This is a genomic window from Ochrobactrum sp. SFR4 (genome assembly GCF_019730395.1).
Classification (GTDB): domain Bacteria; phylum Pseudomonadota; class Alphaproteobacteria; order Rhizobiales; family Rhizobiaceae; genus Pseudochrobactrum.
Map to the genome: position 1 here is coordinate 20,828 of NZ_JAAPBB010000001.1, position 19,011 is coordinate 39,838.

A 19,011-nucleotide genomic window follows, 5' to 3' on the forward strand; every position below is an offset into this window, starting at 1 on the left:
GGAGAACAAAGGAAGGGCATCGCTCAACTGCCTGACAGAGCATCATATTTTTACGTCAGATTATCGTAATAAAGCAGTAGCGAGACAACAAATGTCAAAGCGCCGATCATAGCCAAAATAAAAAGCCGGCGTGCTGTAACCGGCTTTTTTACGCATTGGCTGGTAATCAGCAGAATGACAGACCACAGACAAGTAAAAAGCAGCAGGCACAGCGTATAGACAAATCCGGACAAGTCATATCCGCCACCGCCAATCGACGGATATTGCGAAGGCGCAGGATTAAGCAACCAATTGAAAAAACCGGCGACGAGTATAAAAAATATCAGAAGACTGAAAAACACCGCATTTTTCAATGGCATCCCCTTACTGAATATTTAACGCGATCCGATAATCGCGTTAAATATACTGGCAGGTATCGCGCGTCTAGGCCAGCTTCGGAATGGCATCGAGCAGCATCCTTGTATAAGGCTGCTGCGGGGCTTCAAAGATTGTCTCAGCCATGCCTTCTTCAACAATTTTACCGTGATGCATAACGACAATGCGGTCACAGAGGTGGCGCACAACGGACAGGTCATGACTGATGAACAGCAATGTCAGGTTTAGTTCTTTGCGCAACCGCAGGAGCAGATTGAGAATTTGCGCCTGAATGGATACATCAAGCGACGCCACCGGCTCATCGCAGACAATCACCTCCGGTTTCATCGCCAAAGCACGGGCAATGGCAATGCGCTGCCGCTGACCGCCGGAAAACTGATGCGGATAACGGTCTGCAAAAGCCGGATCAAGGCTCACTGCTTTCAGCCACTGTGCTACATAGGCACGGGCTTCACTTTTTGTGGTCAGACCATGGGCAATCGGCCCTTCGGCAATCGATTGGCCGATGGTGCGGCGCGGATCAAGGGATGCAAACGGATCCTGAAAAATCATCTGGATTTTAGTCGTCAATTTGCGCCCGTGTACGTGGTCAGACATGACAGGCTGGCCGGATAGCCGGATTTCCCCCTCAGTTGGCTGATAAATCCCGCAGACCATGCGGCCGAGCGTTGATTTACCGGATCCGGATTCTCCGACCAGCCCCAGCGCCTCCCCTCTGGCGATGGTCAGGTTGACATGATTGACGGCGATAACTGGTTTGCGTGGTTTTAGCAGGCCGATTTTCTGGCCGAGCCTGCCCCAGAAATCACTTTTCCATTCAAAGCGTTTAACTGCATTGCGGACGGTCACAAAATCCAGTTTGACTTCCGTTACCGGTGTCGCGATTTGAAACGATGCTTCTTCTTCATCCGTTGGTTTGCCCAGCATTTGCCCCGGTTTGGAGCGGGATGGCAGGGCATCGAGCAGACCTTGTGTATAAGGATGGCTAGGTGCTTTCAACACTTCTGAAGCGGGGCCGGTCTCGACAATTTTGCCCGATTTCATCACGGCAATGCGCTTTGAAATTGAAGCGACAGTTGCCAGATCGTGGCTGATCCAGATCATCGAAATGCCAAGCTCGGCAACCAGTGCTTTCACCTCGGTCAGAATTTCCGCCTGTACGGATACGTCAAGTGCTGTAGTCGGCTCATCCGCAATCACGACCTTCGGATTGTGCAACAAAGCAATCGCAATTGCCACGCGCTGGCGCATACCACCGGAAAACTGATGCGGATAGAAATCAACCTTATGTTCCGGATCGACAATGCGCACACGGCGCAAGGCTTCCACACATCGTGTGCGGGCATTGCTGTCCGAAATAGTTTCATGCGCGCGCAATGCCAGCGTCATCTGATCGAGAACGGTCAGCACCGGATTGAGTGTCATCATCGGATCCTGAAAGACCATCGAGATTTCACGGCCGCGTAATTTACGTAACTCGCTTTCACTCAGGCCGACAAGCTCACGCCCTTCCAGTTTAACGGAGCCTTGCGTAATGCGTCCCGGCTTGTCGATCAGCCCGATCAGGGAAAAACCGGTTATGGATTTACCGGAACCGGATTCACCCACCAGCCCCAGAATTTCCCCGCGGTCGAGATAGAAGGAAACACCATCGACAGATTTGACCGTAGCGGCACGGGTTTCGAAATGCGTATGCAGATCAGTGACTTCAAGAAGATGAGCTGTCATTTGTTCAACCTCGGATTAAGCTGGTCGCGGATCTGATCGCCAACGAGATTGATCGCCATGATGAGAATGATCAGTGCAATGCCCGGATAAATCGAAATCCAGTAGCGGCCGGACAGCAGATATTGGAAACCGTTGGAAATAAGCATACCGAGAGACGGTTCTGTCGGCGGCAGACCGACACCAAGGAATGACAGCGTTGCTTCCAGAGAAATTGCTGAGGCGACCTGTACTGTCGCCACAACAATCAGTGGCGGCATAGCATTAGGCAAAATATGACGGGTGACAATGAACCAGCCGCTCATCGGCACAGAAAGTGCGGCTTCCACATAGTCTTTATGGCGTTCAGCAGAGGCTGCACCATGAGCCGTACGCACAAAATAGGCGTATTGCGAAAAGACCAGAGCGATAATCAGCTGGCTTTTGCCTTGTCCGAGAAGTGCTGCCACCACAAAGGCCAGCAGAATAGCCGGAAAGGAGAGCTGCAGGTCGATAACGCGCATGATGAAGGCTTCAAAACGACCGCCGACATAGGCTGCCGTTGAGCCGACCAATGCACCAATGGCAAAGGCAATCGCACCGGCGAGCAGGCCCATTTCCAGCGAAATGCGCAAGCCGTAAAGAATGGCGGAGAAGAGATCGCGCCCCTGTCCGTCAGTTCCCAGAATATGGGTGTAACCACCCTGACCGATATAACCGGGTGCACGGCGTCCATCCCGCAGCACAAGGCTGGAAAGATCGTAAGGATCCTGCGGTGCAATCAGCGGTGCGAAGACGGCCAGCAAAATGATGAGCAGCACTATAAAAGCGGCAACCATAGGCACCGGATGGCGTTTGAATTCTGACCAGAATTGTAATGATCTGCTGTTGAGCAATGACATTATTTGCCACCTCCCTGACGCATGCGCGGATCGAGCACGGCATAGGACAGATCCACAATCAGATTAATCGTGATGAAAAGCAGGGAAACCAGCATCAGATAGGCCACCATCACCGGACGGTCGAGTGAGGTGATACTGTCAATGATCAGCTTGCCAAGACCCGGCCATGAATAGATTGTCTCGGTAACAACGGCAAAAGCAACGGTTGAGCCAAGCTCCAGACCAAAGACGGTCACAAGCGGAATGGAGATCAGGCGCAGCACATGACGGCGCAGAATTGTGCGCTCGTTAATACCGGCGGCTCGGGCAAATTTAATCGTGTCGGTCAGCATGATTTCACGCGTACCGGACGCAGCCAGTCGTATCATCAGCGACAGTTTGAACAGCGACAGATTAATGGCGGGCAATGCCAGATGATGCAGACCGTCAAGTGTCAGGAAGCTGACAGGAACACCGAGTACGGAAATTGTGGCACCGCGTCCGCCCGCAGGCATAATACCAAGCTGCACAGCAAAGACCATAATCAGCATCAGCCCGATCCAGAAAGTCGGAACGGAAAAGCCGAGAATAGACAGCGCCATAATAATTTTCGACGCCCAGCTGTCCGGCTTGTAACCGGCATAAATACCAAGCGGAATACCGATGAGACTGGCCATGAACACAGCAGTCAGCGCCAGCTCGGCAGTTGCAGGCAGGCGTGATGCAATCAGCTCGGAGACAGGCATATTATAGACGAAGGAGCGCCCCAAATCGCCATGAAGCAGATTGCTCATGAATTGCAGATATTGCTGCCATACCGGTAGATCGAGCCCGTATTGGGCGATCACCCTGTCACGGATTTCCTGTGTCGCATCCGGTGAGATCAGCACATCGACAGGATTGCCGATGACAAAGACCCCCATAAACACCAATAGCGACATGACAAGCATCACCAATGCTGCCTGCCATAAGCGTCTGACAATAAATGCAATCATCAGCTATGCTCCCCCAAAAGCGGATAACGGACAGTTTCCTCCCGCCGTATCCGCTTAACTATTTCTAATGCCGGACAGGATTTCTCCTGTCCGGAAATTTATGATTATCAGTGCCAGCCGTTTTCGAGTTCAAAGCGGGTTTCACGCACAGCAACATCCCAGATCGCCAGCATGTCAGCATCCGGACGTTCAAAAAGGCCGTGATAATTGCCTTCGCAGCTCTCCAACAGCGCACGTTTACGGCCGGCGTCAACGCGTGCCATGGCGCCGAAATCAATGCGCTCTACCGCATGTTCCGGTTGCTGAACGCCTGCGAGACGTGTCCACGGAAAGTTTTCCATCCATGAGGCGTGCGAAGCGCGGCTGTCAATTTCCAGCACTTTGCCCATGGTTTGTGGTGCGCGCCACCAATCGTGCATTTTGACACTGGCATCACGATTGCGGTTCAGCCACTCAGACACAACGGTACCGGCAGGCGCATTGCCGCCATGTCCGTTGACGATCAGGATACGGCGAAAACCGGCGTGGTAGATGCTGTCGAGAATATCTTCAATCACGCCGATATAGGTGCGCAGGCTCAGGGATACCGTGCCCGGGAAGTCGGCGAAACTGGATGCCAGGCCATAAGGCAGAACAGGAAATACCGGTACACCCAGCGGCTCTGCGGCATCCAGCGATACTTTTTCAGCCAAAATCATATCAGTGCCAAGGCTGATGCGGGCATGTTGCTCAACGCTGCCGATCGGCAGGATGCAGCGGTCGTCCTGTTTGACACACTCTTCAACCTGCGCCCAGTGCATGGCGTTAATATGCATGTGAAATTCCTCTCATTTCAAAAGTGTTCCCGAGTCTGTGCTCATGGGTTTCTGAAAACTATTATCCATGAAAATATTTCACAGACAAGTTCCAATTGGAACAAAAATTACGTTTGACATCCTTAAAACAAGCTATATCTTGTTCTGAATGGAACTTAATTGCTAAACTGTCACGGGGAGAAGTGATGGAGGAACGCGTAGCAATCGCTCTTTTGGAGGGGCGCGCGGGGCGCAGTGAGGCGGCAGACAGCCGCATCAGCGAAAGCGATATTCTGCATACTAAATTATGGGAAAATCCGTGCTGGTTGTCCTTCCGGATTAACTATCTGGCACTGCATTACAACAATCCGATCTACGGGCTGATCGGTGCGGATCATGATCTGCTGCGACCGGAATTTGTGGTTCTGTATTCACTGTTTCTGCGCGACCGCACGACTTTGTCCGAAGTGGTTGCCGGTTCCGGCTTTCCGAAAAACACGCTGAGCCGCGCCACTAAAAAGCTGACCCGTCTGAAACTGGTGCAACGCGAGGGTGACAGTGATGACCTGCGCCGTGTTGTGCTGTGCCTGACTGATACTGGTCGCGCCATTGTTGAAGCGAAAATGACGCCGATGCTGGAGCGGGAACGTCTGATGCTGGAAACACTCAGCCCTGCTGAGCGCATGATGCTCTCGGAACTTCTGACCAAACTGGTGATCGCCTCCCGCGAATGGCCGGAAACAATTGCCTCCGATCTGCCGGAGCGTGATGAAGAGTTTGAACAAGACTAATAAATGGGGACTGGACTATTCAGATGAAAAAAACACTGCATGCTTTAATGCTCGGCACAACATTGCTTTTTAGCGCCGGACAGGTTTTTGCCGCCGATCTGGTTATGGCAATTAAAGCCGGCCCTGCCTCGATGGATCCGCATTTTACGGCAACCGCCGCCAATGCCGAAGCGACGAAACATATTTTCGATACGCTGATCCGCTCAGGCAATAACCTTGAGCTTGAGCCGTCGCTGGCAGTGAGCTGGCAGGCGCTTGATGATACAACATGGGAATTCAAGCTGCGCGAAGGCGTGAAATTCCATGATGGCTCAGACTTTACCGCGGAAGATGTGAAATTCTCTATCGAGCGCATTCCGCATGTAACAGGACCAAACCCGGCAACGATTTTTGTGCGCCGCGTTAAATCAGTAGAAGTTGTCGACCCTCTGACTGTGCGCGTGACAACAAATTCTGCGGCACCGACATTGCCGAATGATTTTATCCGTTTGTTTATCACCTCGCATAAAGCGGCGGCTGCCTATTCAACGCAGGAAACCGCAGCAGAAGGCTTCAATACCGGTAAAGCGACAATCGGCACCGGCCCTTATAAATTCGTTTCATGGGCACCGACACAGGATCTGGTTCTGGAGCGTTTCGACGGTTATTGGGGCGGTGCACAGCCGTGGGATCGGGTTATCCGTAAGGAAATTCCGAATGATGCTGCCCGCGTTGCCCAGCTCAAAGCCGGTCAGGTTGATGTTATTTCCAAAGTGCCGGCCTCGGATGTGCCTGTTCTTGAACAGGATTCATCGCTGACAGTTGTGAAAAATGAGAGCATCTATATCAGCTATCTCGAATTTGATTTCCGCGAAAAAAGCCCGATGGTATTTGCCAAGGATGGCAGCAAGCTGGACAAAAACCCGCTGCTTGACCCGCGTGTGCGAGAGGCTTTTGATCTGGCAATTGACCGCGAGACCATAGTTGAATTCGCTCTGGAAGGCATGGCAGCCGTACCGACGCAATTGGTGACCTCCAATATTTTCGGCTATGACAAGTCGTTGCAGGCACCGGAATTCAACATTAATAGTGCAAAAGAGCTCCTCACAGAAGCCGGTTATCCGGATGGTTTCAAAATCACACTGAGCTATTCGAATGACCGTATGCCGAATGAACTGGGACCTACAGTCGCCCAGATGCTGGCAGCTATCGGCATTACTGCGGATGTTAACGGCGTTCCGGCGGCGGTGTTCAACCCTGCGAAAACCCGCGGTGAATACTCGCTCTATATGGCAAGCTGGGGTACATTGACCGGCGAAGCCAATTACATGTTGTCATCGCTGATGCATTCCAATGAACCGGCAAAATCGCTGGGTGCGTTTAACGTGCGCGGCTATGCCAATCCGGAAATGGACAAGCTGATTGAAGATGCTGCAGCAGCGATGGATGCAGATGAGCGCCGCACTTTACTTGAAAAGGCGAATAATCTGGTAGCAACGGATCGTCCTGATCTGCCGCTTGCCATTCAGCTCAGTGCATGGGCTGTGAAGAAGGACAAGGTGGAACTGACACCGCGCGCTGATGAAGACACGCTGGCGATGAATATCAAACCAGTAAAATAAATGAATAAAAAAGGCCGGTTTAAACCGGCCTTTTTTATTAGGGCTCTGCAAATAAATGACTTTTGTATATTACACTAATTGCCCCATCGGCATTAATGCACCGCGCTGCATCACCACCTGAGAGGCAACAGCATGTCCGGCTTTGACAGCAGTCTCAATATCTTTGCCACTCAACAGTGCTGCCAGAAACCCGCCGCTGAAAGAATCTCCGGCACCTGTTGTGTCCACCGGTTTGAGTGGTTCAATATCCGTGATCTGACGCATGCCATTGTCATCAGCAATCAGCATTGTGCCGCCGCCGTTTTTAACCACAACAGCTTGCGCACCGGCAGTGCGATAGCGGGCAGCGCAATCCTCTAAACTACGATCACCAAACATTGCCGCTTCATCATCAAAACTCGGTAAAACAATCTGTGCAACCGCTGCCGCCTGCATGATCGTTTCTCGCAAAATATCGTGGTTCTCCCACAAACGCGGCCTGATATTGGTGTCAAACACCACCGTTTTTCCGGCGCGGGCAGCATCTCGCAAATGAGAGATAAATACTGTCCGCTGCTCAGGACAAAGAATAGCCAGCGTAATCGCAGAAAAATAGATAACATCGGCATCAGAAAAAGCCTTGGCGAGCAATGGCTGATTGACCGCCAGCAGACGTGCTGCCGAATGGTTGCGCCAATAAGTAAAATGCCGTTCCCCGTTCTCAATTTCGATCAGGTAAAGACCAGCCTGACGCTGCGCATCTTCCTCAATATAGTCAGTACCGATCCCGTTCCGGTTCAGAAAATCTTTCATCTTGGCAGAAAAACTATCCGTACCGATACGGGTAAAATACGACACATCCCAGTCCTGCGGAGACAAGCAAGCACGGGCATACCATGCGGTATTTAAAGTATCGCCTGCAAAGCCAAGATGAAACTCACTGCCTCCCAGTGAGGACATTTCAATCATACATTCACCGGCAGACAAAAAGAGCTTTTTCCTCACCATTCCCCCGTCATGCTATTTGTTTGTCAGGTCGTTGCCCCGAGCTGCCATGGCACAAATTCATTATCGCCATAGCCATAAATCTCACTCACTGTCTTGCGGCCGGAAGCAACAGCGATAATCTCCTCAAAGATACGTTCGCCTGCCTGCTGAATAGTCTCTTCACCGGTAACAATACCACCGCAATTCAGATCCATGTCTTCCTTCATATGCTCATACATATCTGAATTGGTTGCGATTTTAATACTCGGCGCCGGTTTGAAACCCGAAACCGATCCACGCCCTGTGGTAAAACAGATGAGATTACATCCTCCTGCCACCTGTCCGGTCACAGAAACCGGATCATAGCCCGGTGTATCCATAAACACGAAACCCATTTCATCAATCGTCTGCGCATATTCATAAACCTGACGCAGTGGCATTGAACCACCTTTCGCCACGGCACCGAGCGATTTTTCGAGGATTGTGGTCAGCCCGCCCAGCTTATTGCCATGAGACGGATTATTATTAAGCTCATCGCCGTTGCGCTGCGTGTAATCGCGCCACCAATCGATCCGTGACAACAGCTTTTCAGCAATGTCCGGCCGCGCCGCCCTGCGGGTCAGCAAATGTTCAGCACCGTAAATCTCCGGTGTTTCTGACAAAACACTAGTGCCGCCATGTCGCACGAGTAAATCCGATGCATAGCCCAGAGCCGGATTTGCGGAAATCCCCGAATAGCCATCCGACCCGCCGCATTGCAAACCGAGTTTAAGCTGCGACAAAGGCTGTTGTGTGCGCTGCGCCGCATTCACAACCGGCAACATAGTTTCAATCGCCGCAATCGCCGCTTCAATTGTCTTCCGTGTGCCACCATATTGCTGAATGGTCAGCGTCTGCAAACGCTCACCTTCTTCCAGTTTGTAATGTTCAAGGATCGGAGCAATCTGATTGGTTTCGCAACCCAGCCCGATCAGCAACACGCCGCCGAAATTGGGATGACGAGCATAGCCCTGTATCGTGCGGGTCAGAACCCGATAGGCTTCCGACTGGGTATTGATCCCGCAGCCGCCTGCATGTCCGAGCACCACAACACCGTCAATATTGTCATAGTCTTTCAGCCCGCCCATGCGGTTGAAATGATCCGCCACATATTGCGAAACTGTGGCCGAACAATTCACCGTCGCAATCACACCAATATAATTGCGCGTACCAACCCCGCCTACACCGCGGTCAAAACCCAAAAAGCTGCGTCTTTCCGTTTCAGGAAACAGTTCCGGTTCCGCATAATCAACACAGAACTCATGCTCGTGCTGTGACGGCAGCATTGCCAGATTATGCAGATGCACATGCGTACCCGCAGCAATATCCTCTGTCGCCACACCAATCACATTGCCGTATTTGCGGATTTCCTGTCCTTTTGTGATGGGTACAAGTGCAACTTTATGCCCTTTGCCGATCAGATTAGCGGCTACAAGTTCACCACTGCCGACAGGCTCTCCGGCGCGGATTGTCACCCGCGCAACCGCCACATGGTCAGACGGATGAAGGACAATAACCGGACTGTTCTGACGGGTCATAGCTCACCCGCCCGCCTTTGCCGGACATAAAGCACCGGCATCCAATGCGGTGATCACACCACGCAATTCTGCAAGCCCGCGCAGCCGGCCGATAACCGGATAACCCGGCGTCACTTGTTTTGCCAGATCATCCAGCATACGGTGACCATGATCAGAGCGGAAAATAATCTTTGATCCGCTATCCCGCTTGCGGTCTTCCTCGACCAGCGCCCGCAGCAATGCAACCATATCCACATCGCCTTCAAGATGGGCGGCTTCATAGAAACTGCGTCCGTCACCCTGTCGCGTGGTTGCCCGTAAATGCGAGAAATAGATACGTGATGCAAAGCGGCGCGCCATTGCAGGCAGATCATTATCCGCCCGCACGCCAAGACTGCCGGAACAAAAGCACATGCCATTGGCCGGAGACGGCACCGCATCAAAAATCGCCGCATAATCGGCTTCATTTGAAGCAATGCGCGGCAGTCCGAACAGGGAGCGCGGCGGATCATCCGGATGCAGGGTCAGGCGTACACCCAGCTCGTCCGCAACGGGGGTCACTTCTTCCAAAAAAGCGATCAGATTTTGCCGCAGCTTATTAGCATCGACATGGGCATAGGTTTCCAGCTTGTCGCGGAAAGCCGGTATCGTCAGCGGTTCGGTTGTCGAACCCGGCAAAGCACTGGCAATATTGAAAATCAGCTGATTAATCTCAGCCTCGCTCATCGCCTCATAGGTTGCGCGGGCAGCAAGACGATCAGCTTCGGAATAATCCTGTTCTGCATTTTTACGCTGCAAAATATGCAAATCAAAAGCAGCAAAACGATCCTGATCAAAACGCATGGCTGTCGCGCCGGTTGGCGTTACATAATCCAGATCGGTGCGGCACCAGTCCACAACAGGCATGAAATTATAGCAAATAACTTTAATATCATGTGCCGCCAAAGCCTCCATTGAGGCAATCCATGCGGCGATATCCTGTTTTGCGGCACCGCCTTCACGCTTGATCGCATCTGAAATCGGGATGCTTTCCACCACAGACCAGACAAGCTGCGTGCGGTCAGAAGGGGTATTTTCAATCAACGTCTTGCGTTCTGCAATCTGACCAGATGTCCATGCCTGTCCGATCGGCACATCATGCAAAGCAGATACAATATCTGTCGCTCCGGCCTGACGTACAGCATCCAAAGGCACACCGGCATCCGGCCCGAACCATCTCCACGCTTGACGCATTAACCCCTCCTCCGAATAAGTTTTTATATTTTATGATTTTGAAAATCTGTGACAGCGGACGAACGCCTGATCAGACGAAGAAATCCGGATGGCTTTTCCGCAACTCGTCAATATCCGGCAGAACCGCGCTGAGATGATGCTTCATCGCCTTTATCGCTTCCGGTGCATCTTTAGCGGCAATGGCATCCCTGATAAGTTTATGTTCGCGCAAAACCTGATCCATACGCCCCAGCACCGGAACGGTCATGCGCCGTGCACGGTCGATCTGGATTTTCACAAGCTTCAGATGTTGCCAGATGCCGGGATAACCGGCGATTTCCGCAACAGTCTCATGGAAAGCATCGTCTGCTTCATGAAACAGTCCCAGCTTTTCACGGCTGGCATGGAATTGCTGCATATCAATCAGCTCATCCAGCTTAGCGACTGCTTCCGGTGTTGACGATAATGCCGCATGTTCCGCCGTCGCTCCTTCCAGCGCCTGACGGATCACCACAGATTCCGGTATCAGATCAACCGGAATACGCGCCACGAAAGTGCCTGATTGCGGGAAAATATCGACCAGCCCTTCTTCAGCCAGACGAATAAGTGCCTCACGCACCGGCGTGCGACTCACACCGAATTGCTCAATAAAAGTTTTCTCGTTCAGCGCCGTGCCAGGCAGCAGCTTCATTGCAACAATATCCGCCTGTAATGCGCGATAAATCAGCTTTGCTGCGGTTTCACGTCCTGTGGCAGGCCGCCTTCCTGAGGATATCTGCCCGAATGTCGGCTGCGTGTTCAATCTTGTTCTCCTGCCTGAATCTCAAGTCTTCAGGTCTTGTTTATCCGCTCGCAACTGCGATCCGAAACAAAAAATCCATGCGCTGTTGACATACTAATATATTATTATTTACTGTTCGCCAAGCGCCGGATGCAAATTCTGTACAAGACGGATCAAAAACCGCAGACAGAAAAAGCCGGACAGCAATGACGGGAAACAGACCTCAAAGTCTGTCAGGGAGGAAAAGACCAGCAATGGCACTCAATCCGGATCGCCTTCTGCCTGCGGAGGCAGACAGCCGCGCCATAGCGCGACGCTTGTTCGCATCGGTCGAAAAATTGCCGATCATCTCCCCGCACGGGCATACCGAACCGTCATGGTATGCGACAGATGCCGCTTTTCCCGATCCGACAACCCTGTTTGTCAAACCCGATCATTATATCTGCCGTATGCTCTACTCACAGGGCATTCCGCTGGAGCAATTAGGCATTGCCCGTCTGGATGGCGCAGCGGTGGAAACCGACAGCCGCACCATCTGGCGGCTATTTGCAAAACACTGGCCTTTGTTTCGCGGCACACCGTCACGCCTCTGGTTTGAACATTCTCTGGAGAGCGTTTTCGGCATTACAGAACGTCTCAGCGAGAACAATGCTGACCGGCTGTATGACCTGATTTCCGAGAGGCTGGCGACGCCGGAAATGCGTCCGCGTGCGCTATATGACCGCTTCAATATTGAAGCGATCTCCACCACGGATTCCGCCAATGACCCGCTGACACATCATGATGCGATCCTTAGCTCAGGCTGGCATGGCCGCGTTGTGCCCGCCTACCGGCCGGATGCAGTGGTTGATGCATCCCGACCGGACTTTCATAGTGAACTGGGAAAATTTATCGCACTGACAAATAATCCGATGACCTATCAGGGTTATTTGCAGGCGCACCGCAACCGCCGCGCCTATTTCAAGGCACGCGGCGCAACATCCACCGATCATGGTCACCCGACTGCACAGACAGCCAATCTCTCGGCAGGGGAAGCGGAAGCACTATTTGAACGTATCATCAAACAGCCGGTCAAACCGGAAGATGCAGAACTGTTTCGTGCGCAGATGCTGACCGAAATGGCACGTATGAGCATTGATGACGGGCTGGTCATGCAGATCCATCCGGGCTCATACCGCAACCATAATCCGCAAGTTTTCTCCGCTTTTGGCTTTGACAAAGGTGCGGATATTCCGAACCAGACCGGCTATGTGAAAGAACTCAAACCATTGCTTGATGCGCATGGCAATGATCCGCGCCTGACGCTTATTCTGTTCACGCTGGATGAGACGGCTTACAGCCGCGAACTCGCACCGCTGGCAGGGCATTACCCTGCCCTCAAGCTCGGCCCCGCATGGTGGTTCCATGACAGTCCGGAGGGGATCAGACGCTATCGTGAACTGACGACGGAAAGCGCCGGTTTCTACAATACTGTCGGTTTCAATGACGACACCCGCGCTTATCTCTCCATTCCCGCCCGCCATGATATGGCACGCCGTGTGGATTGCGCTTTCCTTGCCCGCCTTGTTGCTGAGCACCGCCTTGATGAGGAAGAAGCCTATGAAGTCGCTCATGACCTCAGCTACCGGCTGGCCAAACAGGCTTATAAACTATGACCGGAACACTCAATTCTCTATCCGATAAAACCTTGGCCGATCTGCCCGCACCTGTGGGCAAACCTGCCTATGATCGCTCTCAATTGAAAACAGGGATTATCCATTTAGGCATCGGTGCATTTCACCGTGCGCATCAGGCAGTTTACACGGAGAATATCCTGCAGGATGATACGAGCTGGGGCATTACCGGTGTTTCTCTGCGCAGCCCCGACACCAGAGATGCGCTCGCCCCGCAGGATTATCTCTATAGCGTTGCTGTCCGTGATGGTGCCGGTGAAAAGCTGCATGTTATCGGCTGTCTCACCGATATTCTGGTCGCACCGGAAAATCCGGAAGCCGTGCTGCAAGCCATGTGCCAGCCGGATATCCGTATTGTCACGCTTACTGTGACCGAAAAGGGCTATTGCTATGCCCCGGCCAGCCGTACGCTGGATGAGAGCAACAGCGATATTATCCATGACCTGAGACACCCGCATGCGCCGCGCTCTGCCCCCGGCTTTCTGGTAGAGGCTATCAGGAGAAGACACGCATCAGGACTACAGCCTTTCACAGTTCTCTCCTGCGATAATCTGCCAGCCAACGGAGAAACACTGAAGCGTGTGACTCTCCGGCTTGCCGAATTGACCAATCCGGAACTTGGCAGCTTTATCGCGGAACATGTTGCATTCCCGTCCAGTATGATTGACCGCATTGTACCGGCAACCACCGATCAGGATCGTGAAAGTGTCAGCCGTGCTTTGAACGTGAAAGATCAATGGCCGGTCTGCACAGAACCGTTCAGCCAATGGGTGATTGAAGATCACTTCCCTTCCGGTCGCCCTTCATGGGAAAAATCCGGCGCAACCTTTGTCCGCGATGTCGCGACTTTTGAGCTGATGAAGCTGCGTCTGCTCAATGGCAGTCACTCCACACTTGCCTATCTCGGCTTTCTCGCCGGTCATGAAACCGTATCCGCGACCATGGCCGCAGCCGGTTTTAAAACATTCATCCGCGCCATGATGGATGAGGAAATAACGCCGACACTGCCCGCTCTGCCGAATTTTGATCTTTCAACCTATAAAGACCAGCTGATTGAACGGTTCTGTAATCCGGCTCTGCATCACCGAACTGCGCAGATTGCTATGGACGGCTCGCAGAAACTGCCGCAGCGCCTGCTCAATACAATCCAGAACCTCCTTCTGGCCGGTCAGTCTTTTGACCGCCTCGCACTTGGTGTCGCCGCATGGATGCGTTTTGTGACCGGTAAAGATGAACACGGACAAGCTATCGACATTCGCGATCCGCTACGTGAACAACTCTTACAGGCAACGGCGGGACTCACCACTGCGCAGGATATACTGAATGCATTGCTGGCTTTTGACAGTATTTTCGCACCTGAACTCGCCCAAAATGCACATTTCAAATCCGTCGTTTTACAGCAGCTTGAAACATTACTGACAAACGGCGCGGCTAAAACAGTTCAGAATTTCAAGTCCGTAAGCACCAAGGCGTAAGAACGGGATATTTTTTGCTTGCCCTGCAAAATTGATAGACTAATATATTAAAATAAAAGAGCGGCTTTTCTGAGGAGGCAGGCCGTACAACCAATAAAATCAACGGGGAGGAACAATCATGCATTTCACACGCAGACAGACATTGGGTGGTCTGGCAGCTCTTGCTACACTTCCGGCAACAAAGCTCTGGGCACAGAGCAAACTGGCACTGCCGACATCGCCGGTCGCAATCAACATTGTTGATGTCGCCGGCAATCTGGCGCTGACCCAGAAAGCAATTGAAAATTATGCTGCAGCTAAGCCGGAACTGGTTTCAAAAATCACTTTCACCAAAGCACCGGCACCCGAACTTCCGGGCAAACTGAAAGCGCAGCAGGCCGCTAAGCGCCTCGATATTGATCTGGTGCTGACCGGCGCAGATGCGCTGGCTGCCGGACTGGAAATGGACCTGTGGGTCAAGCTCTTTCCGGATCACGCCAGTGCGCTGCCGGACCTGCAATCCATTTATCTGGAACCGGCATGGCGTATGCAGGCCTTTGCCAAGGATCACGGCGTTGCAGTCGTCTATTATCCGTCGGGCCCTCTGCTCGAATATATGCCTGAGCATGTGAAAAAAGTGCCCGCCAATGCGGAAGAACTGCTCGCATGGGCAAAAGAAAATCCGAATAAATTTGCCTATGCCCGTCCGGCCAATTCCGGCCCCGGCCGTACCTTCCTGATGGGGCTGCCATATCTGCTCGGTGATACAGACCCGCGTGATCCGGTCAAAGGCTGGGATAAGACATGGGCTTATCTGAAAGAGCTGCATAAATATGTTGAGTATTACCCGACCGGCACCGGCGCTCTGATGAAAGAGCTCGGCGAAGGCACCCGTCATATGACTGTGACCACAACCGGCTGGGATATCAATCCGCGCGTGCTTGGCGTGGTGCCAAAAGAGGCAGCCGTTGCCAAACTGGATGGCTTCCATTGGGTTGCCGATGCGCAGTTCATGAGCGTGCCGAAGGGTGTCAGCGATGAAAAACTCGCTGTTCTGCTCGATCTGATGAGCTTCCTGCTCACCCCTGAGCAGCAGGCATACACCTATGATGAAGGCTATTTCTATCCGGGCCCTGCGGTCAAAGATGTGCCGCTCTCCATGGCACCGCAATCCAGTCAGGATGCCATCGCGGAATATGGCCGCGCAGAATATGCCGACTGGATCGCCAATAATCCGGTGGAGCTGCCGCTTGATCCGGATGCCATGGTCGTCGCGTTCCGCCGCTGGGACGAAGAAGTCGCCAGCCAGCCAAAATAAAACCGGTAAACGACGGATGTCATCGGCCTGTCAGGTGACATCCAGCAATGAGGTATTCCATGCAACTTGCGTCACTACCCTTTGAGGAAATCCGGCTTGAAAAGCTCAGCCGGTCTTTCGGAGCTCATCAGGCATTAAAAGGCATCTCCCTTTCGATCAAAAAAGGCGAATTTATTGCCCTGCTCGGCCCGTCCGGCTGCGGAAAATCCACAGCATTGAACTGTATCGCCGGACTGCTCGCAACAACGGGTGGTGGTATTTATATCGATAAAACCCGTATCGACACCCTGAAGCCGGAAGATCGTGGTTTCGGCATGGTGTTTCAGAATTATGCGCTGTTTCCGCATATGACTGTACGCCAGAATGTCGGTTTCGGCCTGAAAATGCGCGGCACACCCAAAGCGGAAATGAACAGCCGCGTGGAAGCCGCCATTGCCATGGTACGTTTGCATGGTCAGGAAGACAAATTGCCGGGGCAGCTATCAGGCGGCCAGCAGCAGCGTGTTGCCATTGCCCGCGCCATCGTGATTGAACCGCCTCTGGTTCTGATGGACGAGCCATTGTCCAATCTTGATGCCAAGCTACGTCTGGAAATGCGCGCTGAAATCCGCCGCATTCATAATCAACTTGGTGCCACAACAATTTATGTGACCCATGATCAGGACGAAGCGCTGTCGCTGGCCGACAGGATTGTGGTGCTCCGCGATGGTGAAATCCGGCAGGTCGGTTCACCGGTCGAGCTTTATGAACATCCGGATCATCTGGATGTGGCTGAGTTCATGGGCTACCGCAACCGCCTCTCCGGTAAAGTTATCGCCGAACAGAACGGCAAGGTGACACTCGATATCGGCAATGCCCATATATCCGGCACCGCACGGGTGCCGCTGACCGTCGGGCAAAATGCTGTTCTTGCAGTGCGACCGGATGATGTGAGCACGACAGCCGCAGACGCATCAACCATCCAATCAAATATTCTGGCTAAAGTTGAGACTATTGAATATCGCGGCCGTGATTTTGTCGGCACTGCCAGCACAGATAATGCACATGAGCTGGTGTTTCATGCTTCAGCGAATGCAGCACTAGGCAGCGCTATCGCGCTGGCTATAGACCCTGCCCGTGCTCTTGTGTTTCCGGCGTGAGGTGACACATGAACACCTCTTCCGATCTTGAAAAACTGTCATTACGACAAAGGCTCGCCGTCAAAGGGATCGACGGCACAACCATGCTGGTTCTGCCTGCGGTTATCTTCCTGCTGGGGGTCTTTATCTATCCCTTCATCTATGGCTTGCTGCTCTCCTTCACCCCGCAAGAGGGCGAAGGTATGTTTGCCAACTATATCAAATTCTTCTCCGATCCGTTTTTGTATAAAACCATCGGAACGACATTGTGGCTGGCCATCCCTGTCACGCTGATCAGCCTGCTGATTGCTGTACCGGTGGCATTCCGTGTCCGGCTGATGCGCCGTCAGCGCCTGTTGACCACCATTCTTGTTCTACCGGTTACACTGGGTACAGTACTGGTTGCCGAAGGGCTGCTGAATTATCTTGGGCCTCAGGGCTGGTTTAGCCGCACGCTGATGTTTATCGGCCTTGTCGACAGCCCTTTAAAGCTGACCAATAATTACTGGGGCGTCTTCGCATCGCTGATTATTACCGGCTTTCCTTTCACCTTTTTGCTCACTTTGTCTTATGTCACCGGTATTGATCCGGCACTGGAACAGGCCGCAGCAACTCACGGCGCCAAAAGCTGGCAACGCTTCCGCCACGTCCTTCTCCCGCTGCTGATGCCGGGACTGGCAATTACCTTCTGCCTGTCCTTTGTGCTGGCTTTCGCAGTTTTCCCGTCCGCCGTATTGCTTGGCGCTCCGGCAGGGCCGACACGCGTCATTTCCATTGCCGCTTATCAGGCAGCCTTTGAGCAATATGATTATTCAATGGCATCCGCCGTTGCCATGATTATGGCAAGTGTACAGCTCGCTATTGTCGCGGCAGTCCTTGGCATACGCAGTCTGTTTTATCGCGGCGCGACCAGCGGAGGTAAAGGCTAATATGATCAGAGATACCTCTATCGGATCCAAATTATGGATCACCGCCGTATGGGTCATTGTTGCTTTTTTTGTCATCAACCTACTGGCAATGATCGCGACAGTCGTGCTCTCGTCCTTTTCAACGCGCTGGCTCGGCACATGGTTGCCGCAGGCACTGACAACGCGGTGGTACTTCACCGCTTGGCGGGAATTCCAGCTCGGCGATGTGCTGATCGTCACCTTCCAGATCGTCTTCACAGTTGTGGCTCTGTCCGGTCTGCTCGGTGTTACGGCAGCCTATGCGATGGCGCGCCGCAATTTCCCCGGCCGCAATCTGGTGATGCTGTTGTTTCTGCTGCCATTGCTGGTGCCGCCGATCACCTTCGGTATTCCGCTGGCAACCGTGCTCTATCAGGCAGGTGTCGGGGGGACATTCTGGGGCGTTGTGCTGGCCAATCTGGTGCCGACCGTTCCCTTTGTTATTCTGGTGATGATCCCGTTTATCGAGCAGATTGACCCGAAAGTGGAAGCAGCCGCGCATGTCTTTGGCGCGAATAAATTCCAGCTGTTTCGCTATGTACTGATGCCGATGCTGTTGCCCGGCATTCTGGCTGCATTGCTACTGGTGCTTGTCCGCACAGTTGCCATGTTTGAGCTGACATTTCTCACCGCAGGACCAACCAGCCAGACGCTTGTTGTGGCGCTCTATTATTCTGTCTTTGCCTCGGGCGTACGCTCAGTCCAGTCTATTGATGCCATGGCAGTGATCTATATGATTACCACTCTGGTATGGCTGTTGCTGGCACTGCGCTTTGTCAATCCGACACAGATTGTTGCCCGCGCCAAACAGTCTAACAATTAGAAAACACACCCGCCGTCAGATA

The 19,011-nt window shown here is 52.7% G+C and carries 17 protein-coding genes; 8 read left to right on the top strand and 9 right to left on the bottom strand.

Annotated elements, in window-relative coordinates; genetic code table 11:
* Positions 1 to 50: 50 nt before the first annotated feature.
* The 5 genes from HBA93_RS00040 to HBA93_RS00060 form a co-directional block, all read right to left on the bottom strand.
* Entirely contained in the window at positions 51 to 287 is a 237-nt protein-coding gene (locus HBA93_RS00040; RefSeq protein WP_221721905.1) for a hypothetical protein, read from the bottom strand.
* A gap of 136 nt (positions 288 to 423) precedes the next feature.
* Positions 424 to 2,103, bottom strand: a complete 1,680-nt coding sequence (locus HBA93_RS00045) for a dipeptide ABC transporter ATP-binding protein (protein WP_221721906.1) — start codon at positions 2,101 to 2,103, stop codon at positions 424 to 426.
* Positions 2,100 to 2,981 carry an ABC transporter permease gene (locus HBA93_RS00050; RefSeq protein ID WP_022711036.1) on the bottom strand — a complete coding sequence of 294 codons (882 nt, stop codon included), beginning with the start codon at positions 2,979 to 2,981 and terminating at the stop codon, positions 2,100 to 2,102. The genes HBA93_RS00045 and HBA93_RS00050 overlap by 4 nt, the downstream gene beginning before the upstream one ends.
* Positions 2,981 to 3,955 carry an ABC transporter permease gene (locus tag HBA93_RS00055; RefSeq protein ID WP_022711035.1) on the bottom strand — a complete coding sequence of 325 codons (975 nt, stop codon included), beginning with the start codon at positions 3,953 to 3,955 and terminating at the stop codon, positions 2,981 to 2,983. Before HBA93_RS00055 ends, HBA93_RS00050 begins: the two co-directional genes overlap by 1 nt.
* A 107-nt stretch (positions 3,956 to 4,062) precedes the next feature.
* Complete coding sequence (locus HBA93_RS00060; RefSeq protein ID WP_221721907.1) at positions 4,063 to 4,770, bottom strand: creatininase family protein; 708 nt, start codon at positions 4,768 to 4,770, stop codon at positions 4,063 to 4,065.
* Between the two features lie 185 nt (positions 4,771 to 4,955).
* On the opposite strand from HBA93_RS00060, the gene HBA93_RS00065 reads away from it, so the two are divergent.
* Positions 4,956 to 5,540: a MarR family winged helix-turn-helix transcriptional regulator gene (locus tag HBA93_RS00065; protein ID WP_221721908.1), complete on the top strand. Its 585-nt coding sequence runs from the start codon at positions 4,956 to 4,958 to the stop codon at positions 5,538 to 5,540.
* Positions 5,541 to 5,563: 23 nt separating this feature from the next.
* Positions 5,564 to 7,141, top strand: a complete 1,578-nt coding sequence (locus tag HBA93_RS00070; protein ID WP_221721909.1) for an ABC transporter substrate-binding protein — start codon at positions 5,564 to 5,566, stop codon at positions 7,139 to 7,141.
* A 69-nt stretch (positions 7,142 to 7,210) separates the two neighbouring features.
* Here the strand turns inward: HBA93_RS00070 and HBA93_RS00075 are convergent, their stop codons facing one another.
* From HBA93_RS00075 to HBA93_RS00090, 4 genes are all read right to left on the bottom strand, one after another.
* Entirely contained in the window at positions 7,211 to 8,107 is an 897-nt protein-coding gene (locus HBA93_RS00075) for a sugar kinase (RefSeq protein ID WP_286201677.1), read from the bottom strand.
* A gap of 44 nt (positions 8,108 to 8,151) precedes the next feature.
* Positions 8,152 to 9,684, bottom strand: coding sequence for a UxaA family hydrolase (locus tag HBA93_RS00080; RefSeq protein ID WP_221721911.1), 1,533 nt, complete (start codon positions 9,682 to 9,684; stop codon positions 8,152 to 8,154).
* A gap of 3 nt (positions 9,685 to 9,687) precedes the next feature.
* Positions 9,688 to 10,896 (bottom strand): mannonate dehydratase, encoded by a 1,209-nt coding sequence (uxuA, locus tag HBA93_RS00085; RefSeq protein ID WP_221721912.1) that lies wholly within the window; start codon positions 10,894 to 10,896, stop codon positions 9,688 to 9,690.
* Between the two features lie 70 nt (positions 10,897 to 10,966).
* Complete coding sequence (locus tag HBA93_RS00090; RefSeq protein WP_286201678.1) at positions 10,967 to 11,677, bottom strand: GntR family transcriptional regulator; 711 nt, start codon at positions 11,675 to 11,677, stop codon at positions 10,967 to 10,969.
* A gap of 233 nt (positions 11,678 to 11,910) precedes the next feature.
* Between HBA93_RS00090 and uxaC the strand changes: the two genes are divergently transcribed.
* The 6 genes from uxaC to HBA93_RS00120 all read left to right on the top strand — a co-directional run bounded on the left by uxaC (position 11,911) and on the right by HBA93_RS00120 (position 18,989).
* Positions 11,911 to 13,311, top strand: coding sequence for a glucuronate isomerase (gene uxaC, locus HBA93_RS00095; protein WP_221721913.1), 1,401 nt, complete (start codon positions 11,911 to 11,913; stop codon positions 13,309 to 13,311).
* The gene (locus HBA93_RS00100) at positions 13,308 to 14,804 is read left to right on the top strand and encodes a mannitol dehydrogenase family protein (RefSeq protein ID WP_221721914.1); all 1,497 of its coding nucleotides are present in this window, start codon (positions 13,308 to 13,310) and stop codon (positions 14,802 to 14,804) included. Before uxaC ends, HBA93_RS00100 begins: the two co-directional genes overlap by 4 nt.
* 118 nt (positions 14,805 to 14,922) lie before the next feature.
* Positions 14,923 to 16,101 carry an ABC transporter substrate-binding protein gene (locus HBA93_RS00105; RefSeq protein ID WP_221721915.1) on the top strand — a complete coding sequence of 393 codons (1,179 nt, stop codon included), beginning with the start codon at positions 14,923 to 14,925 and terminating at the stop codon, positions 16,099 to 16,101.
* A gap of 59 nt (positions 16,102 to 16,160) precedes the next feature.
* Positions 16,161 to 17,240, top strand: coding sequence for an ABC transporter ATP-binding protein (locus HBA93_RS00110; RefSeq protein ID WP_221721916.1), 1,080 nt, complete (start codon positions 16,161 to 16,163; stop codon positions 17,238 to 17,240).
* An 8-nt stretch (positions 17,241 to 17,248) separates the two neighbouring features.
* Entirely contained in the window at positions 17,249 to 18,148 is a 900-nt protein-coding gene (locus HBA93_RS00115) for an ABC transporter permease (RefSeq protein WP_122010291.1), read from the top strand.
* A gap of 1 nt (position 18,149) precedes the next feature.
* Complete coding sequence (locus HBA93_RS00120; protein ID WP_022710252.1) at positions 18,150 to 18,989, top strand: ABC transporter permease; 840 nt, start codon at positions 18,150 to 18,152, stop codon at positions 18,987 to 18,989.
* Positions 18,990 to 19,011: the final 22 nt, after the last annotated feature.